Raw genomic sequence first — 22,508 nt, 5'->3', positions numbered from 1 at the left:
TGGCTTTGTAAAGCCGTTTGTCTCCACCCGCGTAGCGGGTGGTTTAAAGCTGGCCGCTGCGCGGCCAGCAGACTAAACTCTTGAAAACAAAACGGGCGCCGGAGCGCCCGGATGTTGCCTGGAGGCGAAGCCCGGATTCGAACCGGGGGTAAAGGCTTTGCAGGCCTCTGCCTTACCACTTGGCCACTTCGCCGAAAAAGGACCGCCTAAACGGTCCGGAAATGCAATGGAGCGGACAACGGGGCTCGAACCCGCGACCCCAACCTTGGCAAGGTTGTGCTCTACCAACTGAGCCATGTCCGCTTGCGGGTTATTAATTTACGCGAGTTATCCAAAAGACGCAAGTACTTTTTTCAAAAAACTTGTCTGCCGCATGTTCTTAGTAGCCAAACGCGCTAAAGCGATTGGCTAGGCACACGATTACAGCGCTCCGCTAAACAGCTTCACCATCTGCACGCGCGTGCCGGCGCCGTCCGTACGACGAGCAACCTCCACGTTATCGACGAGCATACGCATAAGCTTGATACCACGGCCGCGTTCCTCAGATGCAACCGGCTCGCTCGTTTCATCGATAGAATAGCCGGCACCTCGATCAAGCACCTCAACCACAACGCGATCGCCATAGGCTTGAACCGTCAGGACGCACCCGATACCGCCCGCATGGTCATAGGCATTACCCAGCGCCTCCCCCGACGCCAATGCGACATCGTAGCGCTCGTCACGGCGCAACGGAAGCGATTCAAGGAGCTCGGCGATGCGATGTCGGTAGTATGGAAGATTCTCGATACCCTGACGGACCTCGACGCTCTTACTCCAGCGAGGCAGCTCCCCCACCGGAATAGCGGGAATAGACTCCCGTGCCGGCCCCGCGACATGAAGGATATCGACAAGACGAGCAATCTCCAAAAAGCGAACAACTTCACCTGATGCATTGACGAGCGAAAGCAGGCCTTCTCGCCTCATGAGCTCACGAGCGCGCGTAAGCAGGAATGCCAAGCCCGTCGAATCGATAAAGCCAACAGCCTGACAGTTGATGACGACACGACGCACGCCGCGGCCAATCAAAGCATCCAACCGCCGACGCAACGCAGGCACCGTGGCGATGTCGATATCGCCTGGTGGCGTCAAAACCGCTATGTCATTCCACTCATTCATACGACCATGGTTCCCCAAAAAAGCCCACTCGATGCATTCGTTTCCCCAACCGTACGGATTCAGCCCGCCCAGCGTCGTCTATGAACGACCCCGTAAAAACTCAAGGGACACCAATGCAATGTCATCGTCCAGCGCCGATTCGGTAAATCGGTCAAGCTCGCCCAAGACCTTGCCGCAAATGCCCGACACGCCCTCCCCCGAAACAGAAAGCAGAAGGTCGCGCAAGCGCTGCTCGCCAAAGAACGCTCCGGTGCGGTCGCGGGCCTCAATCGTTCCATCCGTATACATGAAGAGCATGTCGCCGGGGGCGAACGTAAACACGCCTGTCTCGTACACCATGCTCTCAAAGGCACCGATTACGCCCGATTGGCATCCAAGCAGCTCAACCTCTCCCCCACGGGCTTCGCCGCCACCCAGCGGCATCGACTCTGGCCTGATGACCATGGTCGGAGGATGGCCTGCCGAACAATACGTTGCGCGTCCGGCTTTAAGGTCAATCTTGGCGATAAAGGCCGTCACGAACGTCTCGACCCTCGAAAAGCCCATGAGCATGCTGTTAAGGGAGCGTGCCATGCGGGCCGGTCCAGCGCCCTCCCAAGCATATGCCGTCAGGGCCGTCTTGACGAGCGCGGACATCGATGCGGCCTCAATGCCTTTGCCAGACACATCACCCAGAATCATGACGGCGCAGTCGTCGGGAAGACGGATGAGCGTATAGAAATCGCCGCCAACCAACGCCGAGTTCGTGGCCGACAGGTACACCGAATCGGTTGCGATACCCGGAACATCCCCCAGGGAATTTCTCATGCCGATCTGGAGGGTCTGAGCGATATGGCGCTCCTCGCGCTTTTGAGATTCGCCTTCGTAGATCAGTTCAAAGTCATGCGCCAAGTGCACCAAGTAGTCATATTCAAGGTCATCAATCGGCTCTTGGCTACCATCACGAAGCAGCAGCGCGCGCGTCGTCGGGCTCTTCGCAACAGAAGCAGGAACAATCGCGTCGTTACTGTGCTTGCCATCGCCCTCAGAGCGCGGGCGCCCCGCCTCGATGCCGGAGTCGACGTAGAGACCTTGACAAGGCAGACCATGCGCCCTAAGCCAGCCTCCCATAGGCATCGATTCGTCAACGCGAGTTATACGGACGTGTTTAAGGTCCTCGGCACTCGTACCTCCCAAAACAGACGCCTCAAAGCCATCAGGGCCAGCCCCCAGACGTGCCGCTGGCGCCGTCGTGGAAAAGAAAAGCTTCTCGGGATCGTCCGGCAAAGCAACGCGACTGCCGCCTTCAAAATCTATGACGTAGGAGTCCAGACTGGCGTCATACTCAACAGGACAAAAATGGCAGTTGAGCATATTGCAAATCTCGGACGATACCGCCTGGGTAGCCGCGGCGGAATCGTCTAGAAAGGTAAACAACTCATCACGTAAGACATTGAGCGAGCGGCCAAGCTCGGCCGTGCGACGGGAGCGAAGGCTCGATGCCATGCCGACCAGCTGGATAGACAGGTAATCGCAAATGACCTCGAGTACATTAACGTCATAGGCGAGCGGTGCCTGGGGGCGTTTCCAACCAACTTCCAGCACGCCAAGGATCTGCGTACCGTAAAAAACGGGAAGACAAATCTCGCTGCGGTACGGAGGCATATCCTGCACGCGCAACAGGTGCTTAGAACGATTGTCCAAGTCCATGAACATACCGGAGGCGGCCCTATCGCCCTCAAGGTCCTGTTGAATCGACAAGCGACAGGCACGCGACTCGCGAAGAACATACGTCGGAATGCCAGCGCCATACGGCAAAAACTCGGGCAGGTAGCTGTCGTACAGCTCCTTGGAAACACCGCGTAGCTTAAAACCGCCGCTCTCAGAAAAATAGATAGCGGCACCCGAAGCATCGAGCGTTCCTACAAGCTGGTTCAAAACAGTATCAAGCAGGCTGGGTAGCTCATCGGAGCCCACAGTGCTCATAATGACCGAGAGCGTGCCAGAGAGGCGCTTGTTCGCCACTCTAAGCTCCGAAAGAGCACGCTTGAGCTGTCGGTCGTGCGAATACTGTTCTTCGATGCTATGGAGCGCCACCAAGACACGTGGCGCGCGGCGCCCAAAGATGCGTGGAGGCGTTACGGAGCCCGCACGAACCAAGACGGGGATAAAGGAGCCGTCACTCAGCTTGAGCATCAGTTCGTTCTCGGAGCCATCAGTTTCAAATGGCAGACGATGTTCCGTCGCACGTTCAAAAGCGGAAGAGTACAGGACGTCTTTAACATCTCCACCGATGACGTCGGCGCGTTCCTCGCACATCAAACCAAGTAAGCGATTATTCACATGCAGAATGGTTCCGTCGAGCTCGCAAATGATGACAGCATCGCTCGTGATCTCGACCAGTTGGGCAACGTCTGCCCACTCGTTGCGCTCAAGCGTTTCCATCGTGGACCTCACCGTCTATCGGTAACAAAAAAGCCTCCGAAGAGGCTTCTCAAATGCGATGGTGTCGGAGGCGGGACTTGAACCCGCATGACCAAAAAGCGGTCACTAGCACCTCAAGCTAGCGCGTCTGCCAATTCCGCCACTCCGACATGCTATGTTGTTGACTCGCGGTTCGTTTTGTTGGACCCGCGCGTTCAACGAGGAAGATAATAACCTATGATTCGAGAACTGTGCAAGCACTTTTTTCAAAAAAGTTTACGAATTTGTAAATGCGCAGGTAGACTGACCTGTTCGGGCCGGAATGAGGTTGCTTTCCAACGCGTCCTCGGGCATGCGGCATTATTTTGCTCCGCGCTTCGCGCTACAAAATAATGCCGCCCCCTGCGGAATGCGTTGGAAAGCAACCTCATTCCGGCCCTAGGGGCACATACTTCAGGCACAGTTCTCAAACATGTTCTGGGGGCTGATGCAAATTTTGTGGCTCGGCTTTACCGAGCCCTTATATAAGGAGGCCGGAGCTAAAGCTCCGGCCTCACTCAATTTCTCATCAGATTAAGTGAGCGATCAAGGAATCGCGCTCCTCCTGCAGAGCTACCGCAGGGCCCGCCCTGGTGTTGCTTTTCAGAACATCCCGCAGGACGCAAGAAACCCCCGCCGCACAAAGTGCGCAGCGGGGGTTTCTTGCATGTCCGAGGACGTTCTGAAAAGCAACACCAGGGCGGGCCCGGACGAGAACAACCGGCTACAGGTCGATGTGCGATTCCTTGATCGGGAACGGCCCCGCGAAGTGGCAGGCGCAGCAGTGGCCCGGGGCAACTTCCTTAAACTCAGGAAGCTTCTCGGAGCAGATACCCTGAGCGATCGGGCAGCGCGTGTGGAAACGGCAGCCGGTCGGCGGATCCAGCGGTGACGGCGGATCGCCGGCGAGGATAATGCGCTTGCGGGTCTTCTGGATATCAGGATCGGGCACCGGCACGGCAGACAGCAGCGACTGCGTGTACGGATGGTGAGGCTCGCTGTAGAGCGTCTTCCAGTCCGAAACCTCGACCATCTTACCCAGATACATAACGGCAACGCGATCGGAGATGTGCTGCACGACGGACAGGTCGTGGGCGATAAACAGATACGCCGTACCGAACTTGTCCTGCAATTCCTTGAGCAGGTTCAAAACCTGGGCCTGAATGGAAACGTCAAGTGCAGAGACAGGCTCGTCGCAGATGATCAGCTTGGGCTTCAGAGCGAACGCGCGGGCAATGCCGACACGCTGACGCTGACCGCCGGAGAACTCGTGCGGATAGCGGTTGATGTGCTCGGGGTTCAGACCGACGACGTCCAGCAGCTCGCGGACGCGCTCAATGCGCTCCTCCTTGGTACCCACGCCATGAATGGTCATGGGCTCGGAGACAATCTCTCCGATGGTCATACGAGGGTTGAGCGAAGCATAAGGATCCTGGAAGATAAACTGCATCTCGCGACGCATGTCCTTGATCTCATGCTTGCTCATCTCGGCAACATCTTTGCCCTGGAAGAACACCTTACCGGCGGTCGGCTTGGTCAGACGCATGATGGTGCGGCCCGTCGTGGACTTACCGCAACCAGACTCGCCAACCAGACCAAAGGTCTCGCCAGGATAAATCTCAAAAGAGATGTCATTTACAGCAGAGACGACACGCTTGGAAAAACGCTTGGCGAACATGCCGGACTCAGCGGGGAACTCCTTAGAGAGGTGTTCGACCTTCAGCAACGGAGTACGCTCGTTGGTATCTGCCATTACGCCTCGCCTCCCTTCTTGGAATCCTTGCGCGTACGGGACGTCTCAGGAGCGTTCTTGAGAAACTCGGGGTCACCGGAGTAGTGGCACGCAGAGTAATGACCAGACTCGGTGACAACGCGCTCGGGGCGCTGCTTGCGGCACTTATCGGTCGCATAGGGACAACGAGGCGAGAACACGCAGCCCTCGGGCAGGTTCATGAGCGAAGGCGGGTTGCCGTGAATCGGCGTAAGCGGCTTCTTCTCTTCGATGGCCTGCTCCGGGATGGAGCGGATAAGGCCCCAGGTGTAGGGGTGGCGGCTCTCGTAGAAGATTTCCTCAGCAGTACCGAACTCGACGGGACGGCCGGCGTACATAACCATGATCTTGTCGGCCATGTCGGCGACGACGCCCAGGTCATGGGTAATCATGATGATGGCGTTGCCGTTCTTCTCCTGCATTTCCTGCATAAGCTCAATAATCTGAGCCTGGATGGTAACGTCCAGAGCCGTCGTGGGCTCGTCGGCAATCAGAATATCGGGATCGCAGGCAAGAGCCATGGCAATCATGACGCGCTGACGCATACCGCCAGAGAACTGGTGCGGATACTCGTTGACGCGCTTCTCGGGCTCGGGAATACCAACGAGGTCCAAAAGCTCGGTGGCACGCTTGAGCGCCTCCTGCTTGGAGTAGCCACGGTGCAGACGAAGGCCCTCGCCCACCTGCTTGCCGATCTTATAAACCGGGTTCAAGGAGGTCATAGGATCCTGGAAGATCATCGCGATATCGTTGCCGCGAATGTGCTGCATCTCTTCCTCGGTCATCTCGAGGATGGAGCGGCCGCGATAGCGAACGTCACCGCCCTCGATCTTTCCCGGAGGCATCGAGATAAGGCCCATGATGGTCATGGCGGTCACGGACTTACCGGAGCCGGATTCACCGACTACTCCCAGGGTCTCGCCGCGATCGAGCGTGTAGGAGACACCGTCGACAGCGCGAACGACGCCATCCTCGGTGTGGAAATACATCTTAAGGTCATCGACCTCGAGCAGATGCTGGCCCTCGGGAACCGGTTGGTCCTTCAGGTCCACATAGTTCTTGTTCTTCTTCATCCTTATGCGTCCTTCATCTTGACGTCGAGGGCGTCGCGCAGACCGTCACCCAGCAGGGTGAAGGCGAGCACCGTCGAGAGAATTGCCAGACCGGGCATGATCATCATCCAGGGAGCGGTCAGAAGATACTGCTGACCGTCCTGAATCATGGAGCCCCACGAAGGCGTAGGCGGAATAACGCCCATGCCGAGGAAGGACAGAGCGGACTCGGTCAGAATGGCGCCACCAATGTTCATGGTTGCGTAGACCACGATAGAGGCGACGGAGTTCGGGAAGATGTGACGCACGACGATACGAGCATCGGATGCACCCATCGCGCGCGCAGCGTCAACATAGTCGTTTTCCTTGACCGTCAAGATTGCAGAGCGGAAGACGCGCGCAATCGAAGGCCAGCCGAGAATACCGATGGCGATAAAGACGTTCTGAAGACCACGGCCGATAACGGCGATCATGGCGACAACGAACAGCACGTACGGGAACGCCAGGAAGATGTCCGCACAGCGCATGATGATCGTATCCCAGATGCCGCCGTAGAAACCCGCCAGAGCACCCATGACCAGACCGATCAGCGTGGAGATGGCGGTGGCCATAATGCCGACGGACAGCGAAACACGTGCTCCGTAGATAACGCGGACGAGAATGTCACGACCTAGGGCGTCGGTGCCAAACGGGTGCTCGGCACACGGAGCCAGCAGCGACGTCTCGGCCATGGTGGTCGAGTCGGAAGCCGTCGGCGAACCGAGCCAGGGCTTAGCCCACAGATCTGCGGTCAGGGCAACCACAACGACGATGATGATCCAGCAGACACCGATAACGGCGAGCTTGTTCTTACGAAGACGCTTAAAAGCGTCGCCCCACAGCGTGCGGGACTTGGCGGGAGCAGATGCGGCCTTGGTGGCGGTAGCCTGCTCCTGAGACTGAGAATCAGTTTCCTGCATGAGACGTACCTCCCTTAGGCCTTATCCGACGGACCGCCAAGGCGGATGCGCGGGTCGAGGAATGCATAGCTAATGTCGACGAGCAGGTTGATCACCATGACGACGACGACGATGAGCGTAACGCCGCCCATAACGATGGGCCAGTCGCGCATGCTAATGGCGCGATAGACCTCATAGCCGATACCGGGCCAGTTAAAGACCGTCTCGGTCAGGATGGCGCCCGAAAGCATACCGCCAAAGTCGACACCAATATAGGTAACGACAGGGATGAGTGCATTCTTAAGCGCATGCTTGATGATGATCGCGCGATTGGAGAGGCCCTTGGCCTTTGCCGTACGGATGTAATCCTGGTTCATGACGTCGAGCAACTGCGAGCGCATGATGCGGGCAGCATAGGCGGTCGAAACCGAAGCCAGCGTGATGGTCGGAAGCACATAGTGCATCCAATCCTGATACTGAGAGCTAGCACCGCCGGCACCCGAAATAGGCATGGAGAATGCGCCGCCGGTGGCATCCTTAAGGATGACGCCAAAGAACAGCTGCAGCAGCATACCGAGCCAGAAAGCAGGAACGGCAACGAGGATCGACGTGGTCAGCGTTACCAAAATATCCCAGAAGGAGTAACGCTTTACCGCCGAAATGATACCCGCACCGATACCCATGATTGCCTCGAGCACGATGGCGCACGCGGCAAGTTTGACCGTATACGGATACTTTTGGGCAAAGATATCCGTAACCGGCAGCTTGCGCTGGTACGAATTGCCCAAATCGCCATGAAGCAGACCGTTCATGTAATACACGTAACGGTTCACGAGCGACGTTTGAACGGGATCGCCGTTCTCGTCAAGGATCGCGTTGCCGTCCTCGTCCGACTGGACCAGGTGATAGCGCACGCGAAGCTGAAGCTCCACCTCGGGGGACAGAGCCTTGTCTCCACCGATCAGCTTGATCGGGTCTCCCGGCACGATATTCTGGAGGGCGAACAGAATCAGCGTAACGCCCAAAAATACCGGGATGAACTGAAGCACACGTTTAACGATGTACTTACCCATACCACTCCCCTATCTAGGGATTAACCTAAATGGGATGCCGATCGCCAGACCGGCATCCCAAAATTACGATCAGCCAGTTTACCCCAGGTTAGGGGGAACTGTATGTTTCCCATGAGGTCTACGTAAAAACTTGACCCTCACCAAAGCTGCAAATCTTATGCGAGCTCAGCGGTACCCAGATCAGCATGCTTCTGCGGATCAACATAGAGGTGCTTGATGCGGTCGGAACCAGCGAGGGTGTGCGTGTAGAACATCAGCGGAATAACCGGGCAGTCGGCAGCGACCATGGCGTCGGCCTCCTGCATCTTCGCGATACGCTCTTCGTCGTCAACCGTGGTACGGGCCTCGTCGACCTTGGCATCGAACTCGGGGTTGTTGTAACCGGAACGGTTGTCGCCACCGAGGGAGTCGGAATGGAACAGCGGATACAGGAAGTTGTCCATAATCGGGTAATCGGCGATCCAGCCCAGACGACCGAACTGATAGTCAAAGTTCTGGTACTGCTCGAGAAGGGCAGACCACTCGGGGGTATCGGAGACGGCGGTAACGCCAACCTTGGCGAGGTCGCCAATGATGGACTCCATAATCTCCTTGTGGCCACCGTCCTGGTTGTAGGAAAGGGTCACGTTAATGCCACGATCGCCGTTAGCGCCAGCGGGAGCAACCTTGTCGAGGTACTCGTTAGCCTTGTCGACGTCGTAGGCGCAGAACTCCCATGCGCCCTCCTTGTAGCCATCGATGCCCGGAGGAACAATGCCGTCGGCGGGGGTACGGGTACCCTTGAAGATGGTCTTGCAGATGGCCTCACGGTTAATGGCCAGGGAGATACCCCTGCGCAGGTCGGCGTTGTTGAACGGCTCGGCCGTGGTGTTGCAGGTCAGGTAGTAGGTGGAAGGCTCGGCGCCGAGCAGCATGCGCTCGCCGTCGCCCATGGTGTAGCCGTCCTTGGACACGCCGCGATCCTTCTTGGCGGCATCGATCTGAGCAACGGGAACGTCGCAAACGTCGAGGTTACCGGCCTGGAACTCCTTGTAAGCGGTCTCCATGTCCTTGATGACCTGGAAGTGAATGCCGTCGATCTTGGCCTTGTCGCCATAGTAATCGTCGAACTTCTTGAGGTTGATCTCTTGACCATCCTCCCACTTGCCGTCCATCATGAACGGGCCGTTACCAATCGGGGCAAGGTAGAAGCTCTTGGCATCGGACTCGGCGCACTCGGGAACCGGGGCCAGAGCCGGGTGAGTGGCGACGAAGGGGAAGTCGGCGTAGGCGGAAGTCAGCTTGACGACGAGGGTCTCATCGTCGGGGCAGGTGACACCGGTGAGCTCGGTAGCGTTACCGGCAAGCAGATCGTCATAGCCCTCGACCATGGAAAGGTGATAAGCGACCTCGGAAGGACCATACTCGGTAGCGATAGCCGACTTGGTGTTGACCAAGCGCTCCCAACTGAACTTGAAGGACTTGGAGGTAACGTCGTCACCGTTGTGGAACTTAGCCTTCTTGATCTTGAAGGTGAACTCGGTGGCGTCATCGTTAGCCTCAAAGGACTCGCAGGCCAGCGGGACGATCTCGCCCTTCTCGGCGTCGTAAGAGGTCAGAGGGTCGAAGAGCTGATACTCGACCTGAGTGCCCTGGTCCTCCTGGACGTTGTAGGGGTCGATGCAGACCGGATTGTTGATGTAGAAGTTCAGCGTCGAACCGGACTCAGAACCGGAAGCGTCGCCACCCTTCTTGCCGCACGCGGCAAGAAAAGCCATGGAGCTCGCAGCGAGGGTGCCGCCAACAAAGGCGCGACGACCCATAACGGGCTGGTGGAACATAGAATCAGCCATGCCATCCTCCTTATGAGATAGGACAAAGAAATGTTCAGTCGGACACATGTCGAAACAATCCGATCCGAACCATCAAAACGCCGCCCGCTGCTATGGCTGGTTATGCACAACGGACCAACGTTTTGCAATAGTGTAGCGCATTTTATACACGATTTGGGGCTAATTCCGGTTAACGGTCGAGAATTTCTTTAGTTGGGCGAAGTATGTGAGGATATTTTGACTCTGTTACAAATATGTAAACAAAAAGGGTCCCGCACTTACGGGACCCTTTTTGAATATTTATGCGGCTCGTGCTTAGTAGCCGACGATGCCCTGCGGGAAGAAGAACATACACAGCACGACGCACACGGCAAACACGACAGCCATGATGACGGTCAGGCGGTCGAGGTTCTGCTCCATGACGCCCGTGGCAGAGCTGGAGTTATACAGCGAGCTAGCGATCATATCCGAAACGCCGGTGCCCTTACCGGAATGCATCAGGACGAGAATCGTCAGCGCCACGGCAGAGACAGCCCAAACGACAAACAGAAGAATCTGGAACGGACCCATAGATAAGCTCCTTAATAGAACAGTTAAACTCCAGTACTGTACCACAATCCCCCGCTCTCCCCTACCTGCCACTCAAGGACGGGGTGGAAATGGCAGAAATACCAAAAAGGGGGTTGTCCGGTTGTGGACAACCCCCTTACTAGAAAACGGTATTTGTTTTCTATTAGGCCTCGGTGGCGAGCACGCGGCCCGTCATCTCGGCGGAAGGCTCAATACCAGCCATGGTGAGCATGGTCGGAGCGATATCGGAAAGACGGCCGTCCTCGATACCGGTGAGCTTGGCCTTCTCGTCAACGATGATGAACGGCACGCGGTTGGTGGTGTGAGCCGTAAACGGATGCTTGGAACCGTCGGAAGCAACGTCAAACATGTGATCGGCATTGCCGTGGTCGGCGGTAATCAGCGCAAAGCCGCCCTTGGCGAGAATCGCCGGAACAACCTTGGACAGGGCATCGTCAACAGCCTCGACGGCCTTAACGGCGGCGTCGAAGACACCGGTGTGACCAACCATGTCGCAGTTCGCGAAGTTCACGATGTAGAAATCAGCGCGATCCTCGTTAATAGCAGCGACGAGCTTCTCGGTAACCTCGGGAGCGCTCATCTCAGGCTGCAGATCGTAGGTAGCGACCTTGGGGGAAGCGACGAGCACGCGCTCCTCGCCCTCCTTGGGCTCCTCGATGCCGCCGTTGAGGAAGAACGTCACGTGTGCGTACTTCTCGGTCTCGGCGGTGTGCAGCTGCTTCAGGCCATTGGCGGCGATAACGTCGGCCAGAACGTTCTCGGGGAACGTCTTGGGGAAAGCGACCTCAACGTCAAACGTCGGGTCGTACTCGGTCATCGTCACAAAGTGCGAAAGCTTGATCTGCTCGCGCTCAAAGCCGTCGAACTCCTTGTCCGTGAACACGCGGGTCATCTGACGAGCACGGTCGGGACGGAAGTTGAAGAAGATGGCCGCGTCGCCCTCGTGGATGCCCTCGTTGTGGGCAGCGAAGGGCTCGACGAACTCGTCGCCGCGCGGATCCTTCTCATAGTAGGCCTTGATACCGGCAACGGGGTCGGTATCGGCATCGGACGCGTTGACCATGACGTCGTAGGCGCGCTGGATGCGCTCCCAACGATTATCGCGGTCCATGGCCCAATAACGGCCCGAGACGGTGGCAACGCGAGCGTCGCAACCAGTCTCCTCGGAGATCTTAGCCAGGAAGGCGCAGAACTCACTCATGTAACCGGCACCGGACTGCGGGTCAACGTCGCGGCCATCCATGAAGGCGTGGACGCGAACGGTCTTGACACCATGCTCGGCAGCCATCTTGACCAGAGCCTCGACGTGGTTCATGTGAGAATGAACACCGCCAGGGCTCATAAGGCCCATGAGGTGGAGAGTCTTGCCGTCAGCCTTGACGTCGTCCATAGCCTTGACGAAGACCTCGTTCTTGGCGATGGAGCCATCCTTGATGGCGTTGTTGATGCGCGAAAGCTCCTGGAACACGATGCGGCCGGCACCGATGTTGAGGTGACCCACCTCGGAGTTGCCCATCTGGCCATCGGGAAGGCCCACGTCCTCGCCCGAAGCGCCGAGCGTAGTGTGGGGGTACTTCTCGTACAGGCTATCAAGGAAGGGCGTCTTGGCAGCGGCAACGGCGTTCTCGCCATCGGCCGGAGCCAGGCCGCAGCCGTCCATGATGATCAGGAGTGCAGGAAGATGACGCTGTGCCATATGTCCTACTCGCCTGCCTTGACGACCATAGAGGCAAAGTCGGCAGCCTTGAGCGAAGCGCCGCCCACGAGGGCACCGTCAACGTCGGGCTTGGCGACGAGCTCGGCGATGTTGCCGGGCTTGGCAGAGCCACCATAGAGAACGCGGATGCCGTTAGCGAGCTCCTCGCCGAACATCTCCTTGAGGGTCTCACGGATAGCGCCGCAGACCTCCTGAGCGTCCTCGGCGGTAGCGGTCTTGCCGGTGCCGATGGCCCAGATGGGCTCGTAGGCGACGACGACCTGCTTGGGGCAGGTGATCTCAAGACCAGCAAGGCCAGCCTTGACCTGGTTCACGACGTGCTCGACATAAGTGCCAGCCTCGCGGACCTCAAGGGACTCGCCGCAGCAGAAGACGGGAACAAGACCGGCGGCAACGAGGGCCTTGGCCTTCTTGTTCTGGTCCTCGTCGGTCTCGTGGAAGTAGTCGCGACGCTCGGAGTGACCGATGATGCAGTAGGTGCAGCCAGCGGACTTGAGCATGTCGCAAGAGGACTCACCGGTGAAGGCACCCTTGGCCTCCCAGTACACGTTCTGCGCACCGAGGGCAATGGGGGCAGCCTGAATACGGTCATGAACCGTGGTGATGTCGATGGTCGGAGGGCAGACGAGCACCTCGACGCCAGCCGGAACCTCGGGCAGAGCCTGAGCCAGCTCGTCGGCGAGCTTGGCGGCCTCGGCGACGTCGTTGTTCATCTTCCAGTTACCAGCGATAAGAAGGGTGCGATTAGGCATCGAGAAGCGCCTCCACTCCGGGCAGGGCCTTACCCTCGACGAGCTCCATGGAAGCGCCACCACCGGTGGAGATCCAGCTCATCTTGTCGGCCAGGTTGAACTTGTTGACAGCTGCGACAGAGTCGCCACCGCCGATGATCGAGGTGCAGTCGGCCTCGGCGACAGCCTCGGCGATAGCCTGGGTGCCGTGAGCGAAGTTGTCGAACTCGAAGACGCCCATGGGGCCATTCCAGAACACGGTCTTGGCGCCCTTGACAGCCTCGGCGTAGAGCTCCTCGGTCTTAGGACCGATGTCCATGCCCTCACGATCGTCGGGAATAGCGTCGGAAGCGACAACCTCGGGGACAGCGTCCTCGCCAAAGTGATCGGCAACGCGGTTGTCGATGGGGAGCAGGATCTTGACGCCCTTCTCCTCGGCCTTCTTAAGCATCTCGCCGGCGCGCTCGACCCAGTCCTCTTCCTTGAGAGACTGACCGACGGACAGGCCCTGAGCCAGGAAGAAGGTGTAGGCCATGCCGCCACCGATGATCAGGGTGTCAGCGGAGTCGATGAGGTGATCAAGAACGCCGATCTTGGAGGAAACCTTGGAACCGCCGACGATAGCGACGAAGGGGCGCTCGGGCTCGGCGAAGATGCCGGTCAGCGTGTCGACCTCCTTCTCGAGCAGGAAGCCCGCGACGGCAGGCAGGTAAGCGGCGGGGCCCACGACGGAACCCTGGGCGCGGTGAGCGGTGCCGAAGGCATCGAGAACGAAGACGTCACCATAGGAAGCGAGCTTCTTGGCGATCTCGGGATCGTTCTTCTTCTCACGCTTGTCGAAGCGGACGTTCTCGAGAACGAGAACCTTGCCCGGCTCGACGGCAGCGACAGCCTCGGCAGCCTTCTCGCCGTAGGTGTCGGCGACAAAGGCAACGTCGAGGCCAGAGAGCTCGGCGAGCTTCTTGGCGACGGGCTCGAGGGACAGCTCGGGCTGGAAGCCGGTGCCATCGGGACGGCCGAGGTGGCTCATGAGGATGACGCGAGCGTTGTGCTCAACGAGATAGTTGATGGTGGGCAGGGCAGCCTTGATACGGGTGGTGTCGCCAACGACGCCATCCTTGATAGGCACGTTGAAGTCAACGCGGACGAGAACGCGCTTGCCGTCGACATCGATGTCGCGGACGGTCTTCTTGGTAAAGGCCATGTTTGCTTCTACCTTTCGTACGTGTCTGCCTCCCATTACGGCAGACGATTTCCTATAAAAAGGGCGCGACCCTAGGGTGTAAGCCCTATAAGGCCGCGCCCTTCTTTAGACGCTCAACGAGCTATTCGCTAAAAGCTAAATTAAGCAACGAACTTCTCGAAGTACTTGATGGTGCGGACCATCTGAGAGGTGTAAGAGTTCTCGTTGTCGTACCAAGAGGTGACCTGAACGAGGGTCTGGCCGTTGCCGAGGTCAGAGCACATGGTCTGAGTGGCGTCGAAGATGGAGCCGTGGGTCTCGCCGATGATGTCGGTGGAGACGATGTCGTCCTCGTTGTAACCGAAGGTCTCGGAGATGGTGGCAGCATAGGCCTTCATAGCGGCGTTAACCTCGTCGACGGTGACCTTCTTGTCAACGACAGCGTAGAGGTTGGTGATGGAGCCGGTCGGCGTCGGGACGCGCTGGGCAGCACCGATGAGCTTACCGTTGAGCTCGGGGAGAACCAGGCCGATAGCCTTGGCAGCACCGGTGGTGTTGGGGACGATGTTGACGGCGCAGGCGCGGCTACGACGCTTGTTGCCCTTGCGCTGCGGGCCGTCGAGCGGCATCTGGTCGCCGGTCCAGGCGTGAATGGTGGTCATGATGCCGGACACGATGGGAGCGAAGTCGTTCAGACCCTTGGCCATCGGGGCGAGGCAGTTGGTGGTGCAGGAAGCAGCGGAGATGATGTTGTCCTCAGCGGTCAGCGTCTCATGGTTGACGTTGTACACGATGGTGGGCAGGTCGCTGCCGGCCGGAGCGGAGATGACGACCTTCTTGGCGCCAGCGTTGATGTGGGCCTGAGCCTTAGCCTTGCTGGTGTAGAAGCCGGTGCACTCGAGAACGACGTCGACGTCGAGGTCGCCCCAAGGCAGGTTGTTGGCGTCGGCCTCCTTGTAGATCTTGATCTCCTTGCCGTCAACGGTGATGGAATCCTCGCCAGCAACGACCTCGTGATCGCGAGCGTAGTTGCCCTGCGTGGAGTCGTACTTCAGCAGGTAAGCGAGCATATCGGGAGAGGTGAGGTCGTTGATAGCGACGATCTCGGAGCCCTCATGACCGAACATCTGACGGAAAGCCAGACGACCGATGCGACCGAAGCCGTTAATAGCAACCTTTACTGCCATTGTGTCTCCTTTCGTAAGGCCCCCGCGAGCTACAGCGCCCGCCGTTGAGGCCCACAAACTAACCACTCGCCTAATATACCTTTTTTTTGACTTGAATTTCACGAGAATGCTCGAAATTGAAAATCAAATTTACGTTAAAACGTTTTAAAGAGTAAAACAGCAGTTCAATCCCTATATAAGCAGTTTCGCTCAACTACCTGTTTGCTTCAATGAGCTTTTCAAGTCTCAAAACTCGATGGTAGAGGGCCGACTTCGACAAGGGAGGGTCAGCCATCTCCCCCAGATCGCGCAGTGACAGATCGGGATAGCGCTCGCGCAGGTCGCAAAAGACCGCCAAGGCGTCCGGAAGCGTGTCGCGCAAGCCCCGCTGTTCGAGCTCATCGATCAACGCAAGCTGATGCTGGGCGGCACCCGCGCTTCTGGTCTGATTGGCCAGTTCGGCATTCACGCGACGGTTTACGTCGTTCTTAACCAATTTGACCGCGCGCGCTTCCTCGATCTCGGCAACGCTGCGCTTGGCGCCGACCAGCTTTAGGAGCTGCTCGATCTCCTCGGCGCTCTTAATGTAGACAGCAAAGGATCCGCGCCGCGCGTTAACGCGCGCATGGACCCCAATCTGCTCCAACAAATCGCAAAGCCCCTTGGCATATTGCTCGCCCTGCACCGCGATCTCCAAATGAAAGTCGCCGCGGGGATCGGCCACGAAACCGCCGGCGATGAGCGCGCCGCGGATGTAGGCAAGCCTGCAGCAGGGACGGGCAACGATGTGCCGGGGAACACCAGCGACGAGCCCTCCCCTGCGATCGAGAATGCCCAGCAGCACCAGAGCCTTGTCCAGGTCGGGTTGATCGGGCAAGGTGATGAGGTAGTTTCGGACCTTATGCAATACAGATTTACGAACGGTGAATTCCGTTTTGAGCTTAAGGATGCGATGCGTCAGTGTGATCATCGTGCGCGCGACGGCTCCCGTCTCAGTCGCAACCGTCAAACGATACCGCCCAGAGCCGTTAAGCGAGAGCGTACCGCTCACGCGCGTGAGGGCGGCAAGCGTCGACAAGTCGCAGTATTCACATTCGGGTTCGCAGCGCGCAAGCTCGTCGCGCACCTCAGCGGTAAACGACATGCAGGCCTATGCCTTCGTGTTGGCGCGCGACAGGTCGCGGTGGGAGATGCTCACGTGGTACTGAGCACCTTCCAGGTAACGGGCCGTGGCCTCGGCAATAGCAACGCTACGGTGTTGACCGCCCGTGCAGCCGATGGCAATAGAAAGCTGTGGCTTGCCCTCCGCGATATAGCCGGGCATGACCGTATCGAGCAGCTGCGTCCAAGCTTTCCAGAACTCCTGGGTCTTGGGATGGTCCAGAACAAAGTCGGAGACCTTCTTATCGAGACCGGTCATGGTGCGCATCTCGGGATCGTAGAACGGATTGGGCAGGAAGCGAACGTCGATCATAATGTCCGCCTCAACGGGCATACCGTGCTTAAAGCCAAACGAGAACACGTGAACGTCCATGAGCTGCTGGTCGGACAACTCGGAGAACGCCATGCGCAATTTGTTGCGCAGGGCAGAGGTACGCAGGCGGCTCGTGTCGATGATCATATCGGCTCGATCGCGCACACCCTGCAGCTGCAGGCGCTCGCGCTGAATCGCATCGGCCGTAGTCTCCCCCGGCTTGGCAATGGGATGGCGGCGGCGGTTTTCGCTATAACGACGGATCAGCACCTCGTCAGAGGCCTCGAGAAACACGATGTCGCAGCTCATCTCGCGCTCCTCGAGTGCGGCAGCGGCATCGAGCAGCTCATCGAACAAGCCCTGGCTGCGCAGGTCACAGGTGACGGCGAGATGCCTGCCCACGCCCGTATTGATGCCAACGAGCTCGGCAAGCTGGGCGATGAGACGCGGAGGCAGGTTATCAATGCAAAAATAGCCCATGTCCTCGAACACGTGCATGGCCTGTGTGCGGCCCGATCCGGACATTCCGGTGATGATGACGATATCGGGGATGCGCTCCGAGCGCTCCGCCGCATCCATGGCATCTCCCTTTTGCATGTGCTGCCTCCCGAAAACAAGCGCGGGACCCAGCAACCCGGATCCCGCGCGGTCAATTGCCTATATTGAGTATACCGCCCCGAGCGGATACGAGGCCTGTCTTACGCCTCAAGCGCAGCCTTGAACCAACTCGTAATACTCGTGGGGTGCGTGATGGCGGTGCCGACGACAACGGCCCAGGCGCCAGCATCGATCGCGGCGCGAGCCTCCTCGGGCGTGTGCACGCGGCCCTCGCAAATGATGGGAAGGCCGGGGAATTCCTCAGTCGCCTGGCGCAGGAGCGGCAGATCGGGGCCGTCGGCCATGGTGCAATCGATAGCGGCAACACCATGAGACAGCGTGGTGGATACCAGGTCAAAGCCCATATCAACAGCACGGCGAATGTCCTCGATGGTGGCACAATCCGCCATCAGGAGCACACCCTCCTCGTGCAGCGGGCGGAAGGTATCCTCGACCGTCTTGCCATCGGGGCGCGGACGATCAGTGGCGTCGATCGCCACGATATCGGCACCCGCAGCAACGCAGGCGCGAGCGTGACGCAGCGTCGGCGTGATGTAAACGCCCTCGTGCCCATCCTTCCACAGGCCGATGACGGGAACCTCACAGCGACCCTTAATGGCGGCAATGTCGGCAAGGCCCTGGCAGCGAATGGCGGCGGCGCCGCCGAGCTCGCAAGCACGAGACATTTGAGCCATGGTCTCGGGCGTACGAAGCGGCTCGCCCATATACGCCTGAACGCTCACGACGAGCTTGCCCTTCAGGGATTGAATCAAAGGATCGACGGTCATAAGGCTGTAACCTTTCTCAGAACAGCCTCCCGAGGCGTGTTGTCTCGGGAGGCTCCTACAGAAGATACGTTTACTTCAACGAGGCAAGAAGATGCTCAGCGGCACCGATGAGCGGAGCATCGCCCTCCAGAGAACCGATGAGGATCGGCGTGTCCTGAAGCGGATCGAGCGCCTGGCTGGCATAGCCCTCGTGCACCGAATCCTTCCACGTCTGCGAACGCCAATCGGGACCCTGGTGAATCACGCCGCCCGAAAGCACGATGACCTCAGGGTCCAAGATGTTAGCGAGCGAGCCCAAGCTGGCACCCAGCGCAAAGCCGGCGTCATGGATGACCTCGGTCGCCTTTGCGTCGCCCGCACGGCACAGGTCGTTCACATCGCGACCAACCGAAGGACGGCTGGGGTCGACGCGACCAAAGCGCTCATCGTACATTCGACCAATGGAAGTGCCCGAAGCAACCGATTCAAGATGGCCGGAACGCCCGCAGGCACAGGGAATGCCGGCGGCAGCCGAGCACTCGATGTGGCCCATATGGCCGGCAGCACCATGGAAGCCCTGCATCACGCGGCCGTTCTCGACATATGCGCCGCCGATGCCCGTGCCGATGCCCAGGCACAAGACGGAGAACTTGCCCTTGCCGACACCCCAGTGGGCCTCGCCCAGAGCATGAGCCTGCACGTCGCCCACAACGGCAACGGGGAGACCGAGGTCCTCGCGCAGACGCGGCCCCAACTGAACGCCGGACCAGCCGGGCATGATCTCGTTGGCATACGCGATGGCGCCCGTCTTGGGGTCGACGACACCGGCGGCACCGATACCGACACCGAGGACCTCGACATCGGGATTCGCCTCGAGAGCAGCCTTGATGGACGCCTCGATACGCTGGAAGACGGCCTCGCCGCCCTCCTGGGCCTCGGTAGGAACCTCGGCCTCAAAAACGGGATGGGGCACACTACCGTCAGCCGGGTACTCCATGATGGCAGTCGCGATCTTAGTTCCGCCGATATCGACAGAGCAGACGTACTTGTTCTCCATGTCGCTCTCCTTAGGAGATAAAAACAACTACAGGAAATGCGCCGTCAGGCTAGCCGCCACAGCGCAGTAAAGGTTTTCCAGGTGCCCGAGATCGCCGAGAAACCGTGTGACCATTGACCTAATGGGTCATGGCCGCACGGTTGAACGGCGAGGTCGGGTGCCTGGAAAAGCTTTAAAGGAGACCGTTGTCCTGGAGGACCTTCTTAATCGCCTCAACGTTCTCGCCGGTCATGGCCTTCACCGGGCGCGGCATGGTCGGGCTGTCGAAGATGCCCATGAGGTTCATAGCGGTCTTGAAGGCGCCGACGCCACCGGCATAGCCCTGGACGCCCGAGGTGACATCCCAGATGTGCGAAATCTCATTGAGGCGATCCTGCTCGGCCTTGACGGTAGCCCAGTCACCAGCCTGAGCGGCCTTCCACTGACGCACGTAGCCCTCGGGCTCAACGTTGGCGAGACCCGGGACGGAACCGTCGGCGCCACCGAGGTAAGCGCCGTCGACAACAACCTCGTGACCGGTGAGGATGCTCATCGGATGGCCGTTCTTCTCGTTCTCCTGAACGAGGTAGCGGAACGAGATGTCATCACCCGAGGAATCCTTGACGCCGGCCAGAACGCCCTCGGCACCGAGCTTGGCAAGGAGCTTCCAGGGGAGCTTGGTGTGGACGCAGACGGGAATGTCATAGGCAAAGATGGGCAGGTCGAGCTCCTCGTGCAGGATGCGGAAGTGCTCCTCGACCTCGGTCATGCCCTGCAGGGCATAGAACGGGCAGGTGGCGACGAGGGCATCGGCGCCCAGCTCCTGGGCGACCTTGCCGTGCTCGATCATGCGCTCGGTCTCGGTATCGATGATGCCGACCAGAACGGGAACGCGGTGGTCGACGATACGCACGGCCTCGGCGATAATCTGGCGACGGCGCTCGTCGGTGGAGAAGACGACCTCGCCCGAGGATCCCAAGAAGAACAGGCCATCGACGCCGGCATCGATCATGCGGTTGATGCTGCGCTCAAAGGAGGCAACGTCGAGCTGGTGATCTTCGGTATCGGGAACAACGACGGGAGGGATAACGCCGGTGAATTTCTGAGTTGCCACAAGAATCTCCTTAGCTGTCTGGCGGGCGGCCCTATGCCACCCACTCTTGTTGGCAGTGTCCAGGCCGTCTAGGCCAAAGAACACGAGTAGAACGTTTGGTTAAAAAAGTCGACGACTTCGTTTTCGAACGCATTGATGCGCTCGTGAGCGTATTTTGCATAGATGATATGCCTCCGGTCACACTCAAGACCGTTGAATACGGCAAACTGATCCTTGGGATCGCTCACGGTATCCATAAGCGATGTGCCCATGAGCACCGATCCGCGCACCCGAGACGACAGCGCCTCAAGGCCGCCAGGAAGCGGATTGGCAACCGCCGTGCAGGCGAGGCCCCGCTCGTCCAGAGCAGAAACCGCCAGCGCGACTCCGCCGCCAAGACCCTCGCCCCATGCAAAGATGCGGTCGGGGTCCATGCCATCAAGATTGCGCGCGACCTTCGCCAACGCGCAGCCCCAACGGACGCGCCTGACAAATGCGGGCGAAGAAATCCCCCGCTGCAGGTCGTCCGCACCAGTAACATCGTCATCCAGCGCGAGAACGGCATACCCCATGGCGGCAAATCTCGTCATGTGATGCCAGCCGCGCACAGGCCGATCGATGTCGTGGAACATCAGGCACAGCGGCACGCGCTCAGATACTCGGGCACGACCGACAGGCTCGATCAAACGAGCGTGAATCGCATCGTCACCGAGCTCAAAGGAGACCTCCGAGTAACGGGCGCAGGGGTTAACAAAGTCAATCGCCGTTATGGCCAGGCCTTGAATCTCAAGATTCGAAGCGCATGTCTCTAAATCAGAAACATCTGCTTGGACATCACCGCGCCAGTCCCGATATTCTGCGAGCCTTGACGAAACCGTTCCAGGAATTCCCACGAGTCCGGGGACAATCAGCTCGTCAACATTGCTCTCGCACTTAGACATGAGCCTCCCCTCCCTTGCAGAAAAACGGAATGATCAGATCGTCAAAATCCTGAATCTCCTCGTGGCCAAAGCCTTCAAAGAACTCATGACGCTTTTCGCAGGTCAGGTTGTTATAGACCGCAAACTGCGTCGCTGGCGGACAGACGATATCGGCTGTGCCGGTGCCAAACAGCACGGGGCATTTGACCATAGGGGCAAAGTTCTTGGAATCGAAGTACGCCAGCTTGGCATAGGCTTCGTCAATACGAGTCGAGTCCTCGTCAAACCAGCGAGACCAATAGCGCAGGCCCTCGTAGGCAATGTCGTCGGCATCCAAATCCCAGACCAGGCGGAAATCTGACAGGAAGGGATAGAGGATGGCGGCGCGATTGATAAGCTCGCTGTTAAGCGCACAGGTCGCAATGCCCAGACCGCCGCCCTGCGACGCGCCGTTCACAAATACGCGGGAAAGATCGATGCCCTCGAGCTCGCGAACGATGCGGCACAGGATGCGAATATCTTGGTGCAAGCGGACATAGTAGAGGTTGGCCGGGTCGCCGTCGATACCGGCGACGATATGACCGGCAACCGTCGTGCCTTCAAATCCACCAATATCCTCGGAGGGGCCACCCTGGCCAGGACAATCGAGAGCGATGAGTGCCATGCCCATGCCCGCAAACGACGCCTGCTCAAACCAGCTGCGGCTTGCACCCGGATAGCCGTGGAACTGTAGCACCAGCGGCACGGGCTCGTCCGAGACGGGTTTAAGGTACTTGGCATGCAGGCGCGCGCCGCACATGCCGGTATACCAGAGGTCGAAAAGCTGGCAGGTCGCGGCATCGGCGACCGATGCCGTCTCGATCGCATAGTCAAGCCCGACGGCGTCGGCCTCGGCCATGCGATCCTTCCAAAAGAGATCGAAATCTGATGGACGGGGCATGGCGCCTCGATATTCACCAAATTGATGTTGTAGCTCCTGAGCACTTGGCAT

The 22,508-nt window shown here is 58.8% G+C and carries 19 protein-coding genes and 3 tRNA genes; all 22 read right to left on the bottom strand.

Annotated elements, in window-relative coordinates:
* Positions 1–119 precede the first annotated feature (119 nt).
* The 22 genes from I1M21_RS08950 to I1M21_RS08845 all read right to left on the bottom strand — a co-directional run bounded on the left by I1M21_RS08950 (position 120) and on the right by I1M21_RS08845 (position 22,508).
* A tRNA-Cys gene (locus I1M21_RS08950) sits at positions 120–193 on the bottom strand.
* A gap of 34 nt (positions 194–227) precedes the next feature.
* A tRNA-Gly gene (locus I1M21_RS08945) sits at positions 228–303 on the bottom strand.
* Positions 304–420: 117 nt separating this feature from the next.
* Positions 421–1,155, bottom strand: a complete 735-nt coding sequence (locus I1M21_RS08940; RefSeq protein ID WP_195193284.1) for an anti-sigma factor antagonist — start codon at positions 1,153–1,155, stop codon at positions 421–423.
* 78 nt (positions 1,156–1,233) lie between these two features.
* On the bottom strand, positions 1,234–3,579 hold the full coding sequence (locus I1M21_RS08935) for a GAF domain-containing SpoIIE family protein phosphatase (RefSeq protein WP_195193283.1): 2,346 nt from the start codon (positions 3,577–3,579) through the stop codon (positions 1,234–1,236).
* 59 nt (positions 3,580–3,638) lie between these two features.
* Positions 3,639–3,728 (bottom strand) — tRNA-Leu (locus tag I1M21_RS08930).
* 593 nt (positions 3,729–4,321) lie between these two features.
* The gene (locus I1M21_RS08925) at positions 4,322–5,350 is read right to left on the bottom strand and encodes an ABC transporter ATP-binding protein (RefSeq protein ID WP_195193282.1); all 1,029 of its coding nucleotides are present in this window, start codon (positions 5,348–5,350) and stop codon (positions 4,322–4,324) included.
* Positions 5,350–6,441, bottom strand: a complete 1,092-nt coding sequence (locus I1M21_RS08920; RefSeq protein ID WP_022094887.1) for an ABC transporter ATP-binding protein — start codon at positions 6,439–6,441, stop codon at positions 5,350–5,352. Before I1M21_RS08920 ends, I1M21_RS08925 begins: the two co-directional genes overlap by 1 nt.
* Positions 6,442–6,443: 2 nt before the next feature.
* On the bottom strand, positions 6,444–7,379 hold the full coding sequence (locus I1M21_RS08915; RefSeq protein ID WP_035138881.1) for an ABC transporter permease: 936 nt from the start codon (positions 7,377–7,379) through the stop codon (positions 6,444–6,446).
* 14 nt (positions 7,380–7,393) lie between these two features.
* Positions 7,394–8,431, bottom strand: a complete 1,038-nt coding sequence (locus tag I1M21_RS08910; protein WP_195193281.1) for an ABC transporter permease — start codon at positions 8,429–8,431, stop codon at positions 7,394–7,396.
* 155 nt (positions 8,432–8,586) lie between these two features.
* The gene (locus I1M21_RS08905; RefSeq protein ID WP_229025716.1) at positions 8,587–10,263 is read right to left on the bottom strand and encodes a peptide ABC transporter substrate-binding protein; all 1,677 of its coding nucleotides are present in this window, start codon (positions 10,261–10,263) and stop codon (positions 8,587–8,589) included.
* Positions 10,264–10,557: 294 nt separating this feature from the next.
* Positions 10,558–10,812 (bottom strand): preprotein translocase subunit SecG, encoded by a 255-nt coding sequence (gene secG / locus I1M21_RS08900; protein ID WP_006236144.1) that lies wholly within the window; start codon positions 10,810–10,812, stop codon positions 10,558–10,560.
* A gap of 163 nt (positions 10,813–10,975) precedes the next feature.
* The gene (gene gpmI / locus I1M21_RS08895) at positions 10,976–12,529 is read right to left on the bottom strand and encodes a 2,3-bisphosphoglycerate-independent phosphoglycerate mutase (RefSeq protein WP_117877273.1); all 1,554 of its coding nucleotides are present in this window, start codon (positions 12,527–12,529) and stop codon (positions 10,976–10,978) included.
* Between the two features lie 5 nt (positions 12,530–12,534).
* Positions 12,535–13,302, bottom strand: coding sequence for a triose-phosphate isomerase (tpiA, locus tag I1M21_RS08890; protein WP_022094882.1), 768 nt, complete (start codon positions 13,300–13,302; stop codon positions 12,535–12,537).
* Entirely contained in the window at positions 13,295–14,485 is a 1,191-nt protein-coding gene (locus tag I1M21_RS08885) for a phosphoglycerate kinase (RefSeq protein WP_022094881.1), read from the bottom strand. Before I1M21_RS08885 ends, tpiA begins: the two co-directional genes overlap by 8 nt.
* A 140-nt stretch (positions 14,486–14,625) precedes the next feature.
* Positions 14,626–15,651, bottom strand: coding sequence for a type I glyceraldehyde-3-phosphate dehydrogenase (gene gap, locus I1M21_RS08880; RefSeq protein ID WP_022094880.1), 1,026 nt, complete (start codon positions 15,649–15,651; stop codon positions 14,626–14,628).
* Between the two features lie 193 nt (positions 15,652–15,844).
* Positions 15,845–16,774, bottom strand: a complete 930-nt coding sequence (gene whiA, locus I1M21_RS08875; RefSeq protein WP_195193279.1) for a DNA-binding protein WhiA — start codon at positions 16,772–16,774, stop codon at positions 15,845–15,847.
* Positions 16,775–16,780: 6 nt separating this feature from the next.
* Positions 16,781–17,701 (bottom strand): RNase adapter RapZ, encoded by a 921-nt coding sequence (gene rapZ / locus I1M21_RS08870; RefSeq protein WP_118256775.1) that lies wholly within the window; start codon positions 17,699–17,701, stop codon positions 16,781–16,783.
* Positions 17,702–17,802: 101 nt separating this feature from the next.
* Positions 17,803–18,489 carry an N-acetylmannosamine-6-phosphate 2-epimerase gene (locus I1M21_RS08865; RefSeq protein WP_022094877.1) on the bottom strand — a complete coding sequence of 229 codons (687 nt, stop codon included), beginning with the start codon at positions 18,487–18,489 and terminating at the stop codon, positions 17,803–17,805.
* Between the two features lie 70 nt (positions 18,490–18,559).
* Positions 18,560–19,525, bottom strand: a complete 966-nt coding sequence (locus I1M21_RS08860) for an ROK family protein (RefSeq protein ID WP_022094876.1) — start codon at positions 19,523–19,525, stop codon at positions 18,560–18,562.
* 172 nt (positions 19,526–19,697) lie between these two features.
* Complete coding sequence (locus I1M21_RS08855; protein ID WP_035138887.1) at positions 19,698–20,618, bottom strand: dihydrodipicolinate synthase family protein; 921 nt, start codon at positions 20,616–20,618, stop codon at positions 19,698–19,700.
* Positions 20,619–20,686: 68 nt separating this feature from the next.
* Positions 20,687–21,538, bottom strand: coding sequence for an acetylxylan esterase (locus I1M21_RS08850; protein WP_195193278.1), 852 nt, complete (start codon positions 21,536–21,538; stop codon positions 20,687–20,689).
* On the bottom strand, positions 21,531–22,508 hold the full coding sequence (locus I1M21_RS08845; RefSeq protein WP_195193277.1) for an acetylxylan esterase: 978 nt from the start codon (positions 22,506–22,508) through the stop codon (positions 21,531–21,533). Before I1M21_RS08845 ends, I1M21_RS08850 begins: the two co-directional genes overlap by 8 nt.

Source organism: Collinsella aerofaciens (assembly GCF_015546965.1).
Lineage (GTDB): Bacteria > Actinomycetota > Coriobacteriia > Coriobacteriales > Coriobacteriaceae > Collinsella > Collinsella aerofaciens_X.
Note: the sequence above shows the minus strand (reverse complement) of the source record. Positions and strands in the feature narration are given on the sequence as shown.

Excerpts from the sequence above, each read along its gene's own strand:
- I1M21_RS08910 (WP_195193281.1), bottom strand. The coding sequence starts at position 8,431 with ATGGGTAAGTACATCGTTAAACGTGTGCTTCAGTTCATCCCGGTATTT.
- whiA (WP_195193279.1), bottom strand. The coding sequence starts at position 16,774 with ATGTCGTTTACCGCTGAGGTGCGCGACGAGCTTGCGCGCTGCGAACCC.
- I1M21_RS08865 (WP_022094877.1), bottom strand. The coding sequence starts at position 18,489 with ATGACCGTCGATCCTTTGATTCAATCCCTGAAGGGCAAGCTCGTCGTG.
- I1M21_RS08925 (WP_195193282.1), bottom strand. The coding sequence starts at position 5,350 with ATGGCAGATACCAACGAGCGTACTCCGTTGCTGAAGGTCGAACACCTC.
- I1M21_RS08940 (WP_195193284.1), bottom strand. The coding sequence starts at position 1,155 with ATGAATGAGTGGAATGACATAGCGGTTTTGACGCCACCAGGCGATATC.
- tpiA (WP_022094882.1), bottom strand. The coding sequence starts at position 13,302 with ATGCCTAATCGCACCCTTCTTATCGCTGGTAACTGGAAGATGAACAAC.
- I1M21_RS08935 (WP_195193283.1), bottom strand. The coding sequence starts at position 3,579 with ATGGAAACGCTTGAGCGCAACGAGTGGGCAGACGTTGCCCAACTGGTC.
- secG (WP_006236144.1), bottom strand. The coding sequence starts at position 10,812 with ATGGGTCCGTTCCAGATTCTTCTGTTTGTCGTTTGGGCTGTCTCTGCC.
- I1M21_RS08850 (WP_195193278.1), bottom strand. The coding sequence starts at position 21,538 with ATGTCTAAGTGCGAGAGCAATGTTGACGAGCTGATTGTCCCCGGACTC.
- I1M21_RS08860 (WP_022094876.1), bottom strand. The coding sequence starts at position 19,525 with ATGGAGAACAAGTACGTCTGCTCTGTCGATATCGGCGGAACTAAGATC.
- I1M21_RS08845 (WP_195193277.1), bottom strand. The coding sequence starts at position 22,508 with ATGCCAAGTGCTCAGGAGCTACAACATCAATTTGGTGAATATCGAGGC.
- I1M21_RS08885 (WP_022094881.1), bottom strand. The coding sequence starts at position 14,485 with ATGGCCTTTACCAAGAAGACCGTCCGCGACATCGATGTCGACGGCAAG.
- gap (WP_022094880.1), bottom strand. The coding sequence starts at position 15,651 with ATGGCAGTAAAGGTTGCTATTAACGGCTTCGGTCGCATCGGTCGTCTG.
- I1M21_RS08920 (WP_022094887.1), bottom strand. The coding sequence starts at position 6,441 with ATGAAGAAGAACAAGAACTATGTGGACCTGAAGGACCAACCGGTTCCC.
- I1M21_RS08915 (WP_035138881.1), bottom strand. The coding sequence starts at position 7,379 with ATGCAGGAAACTGATTCTCAGTCTCAGGAGCAGGCTACCGCCACCAAG.
- rapZ (WP_118256775.1), bottom strand. The coding sequence starts at position 17,701 with ATGCAAAAGGGAGATGCCATGGATGCGGCGGAGCGCTCGGAGCGCATC.
- gpmI (WP_117877273.1), bottom strand. The coding sequence starts at position 12,529 with ATGGCACAGCGTCATCTTCCTGCACTCCTGATCATCATGGACGGCTGC.
- I1M21_RS08905 (WP_229025716.1), bottom strand. The coding sequence starts at position 10,263 with ATGGCTGATTCTATGTTCCACCAGCCCGTTATGGGTCGTCGCGCCTTT.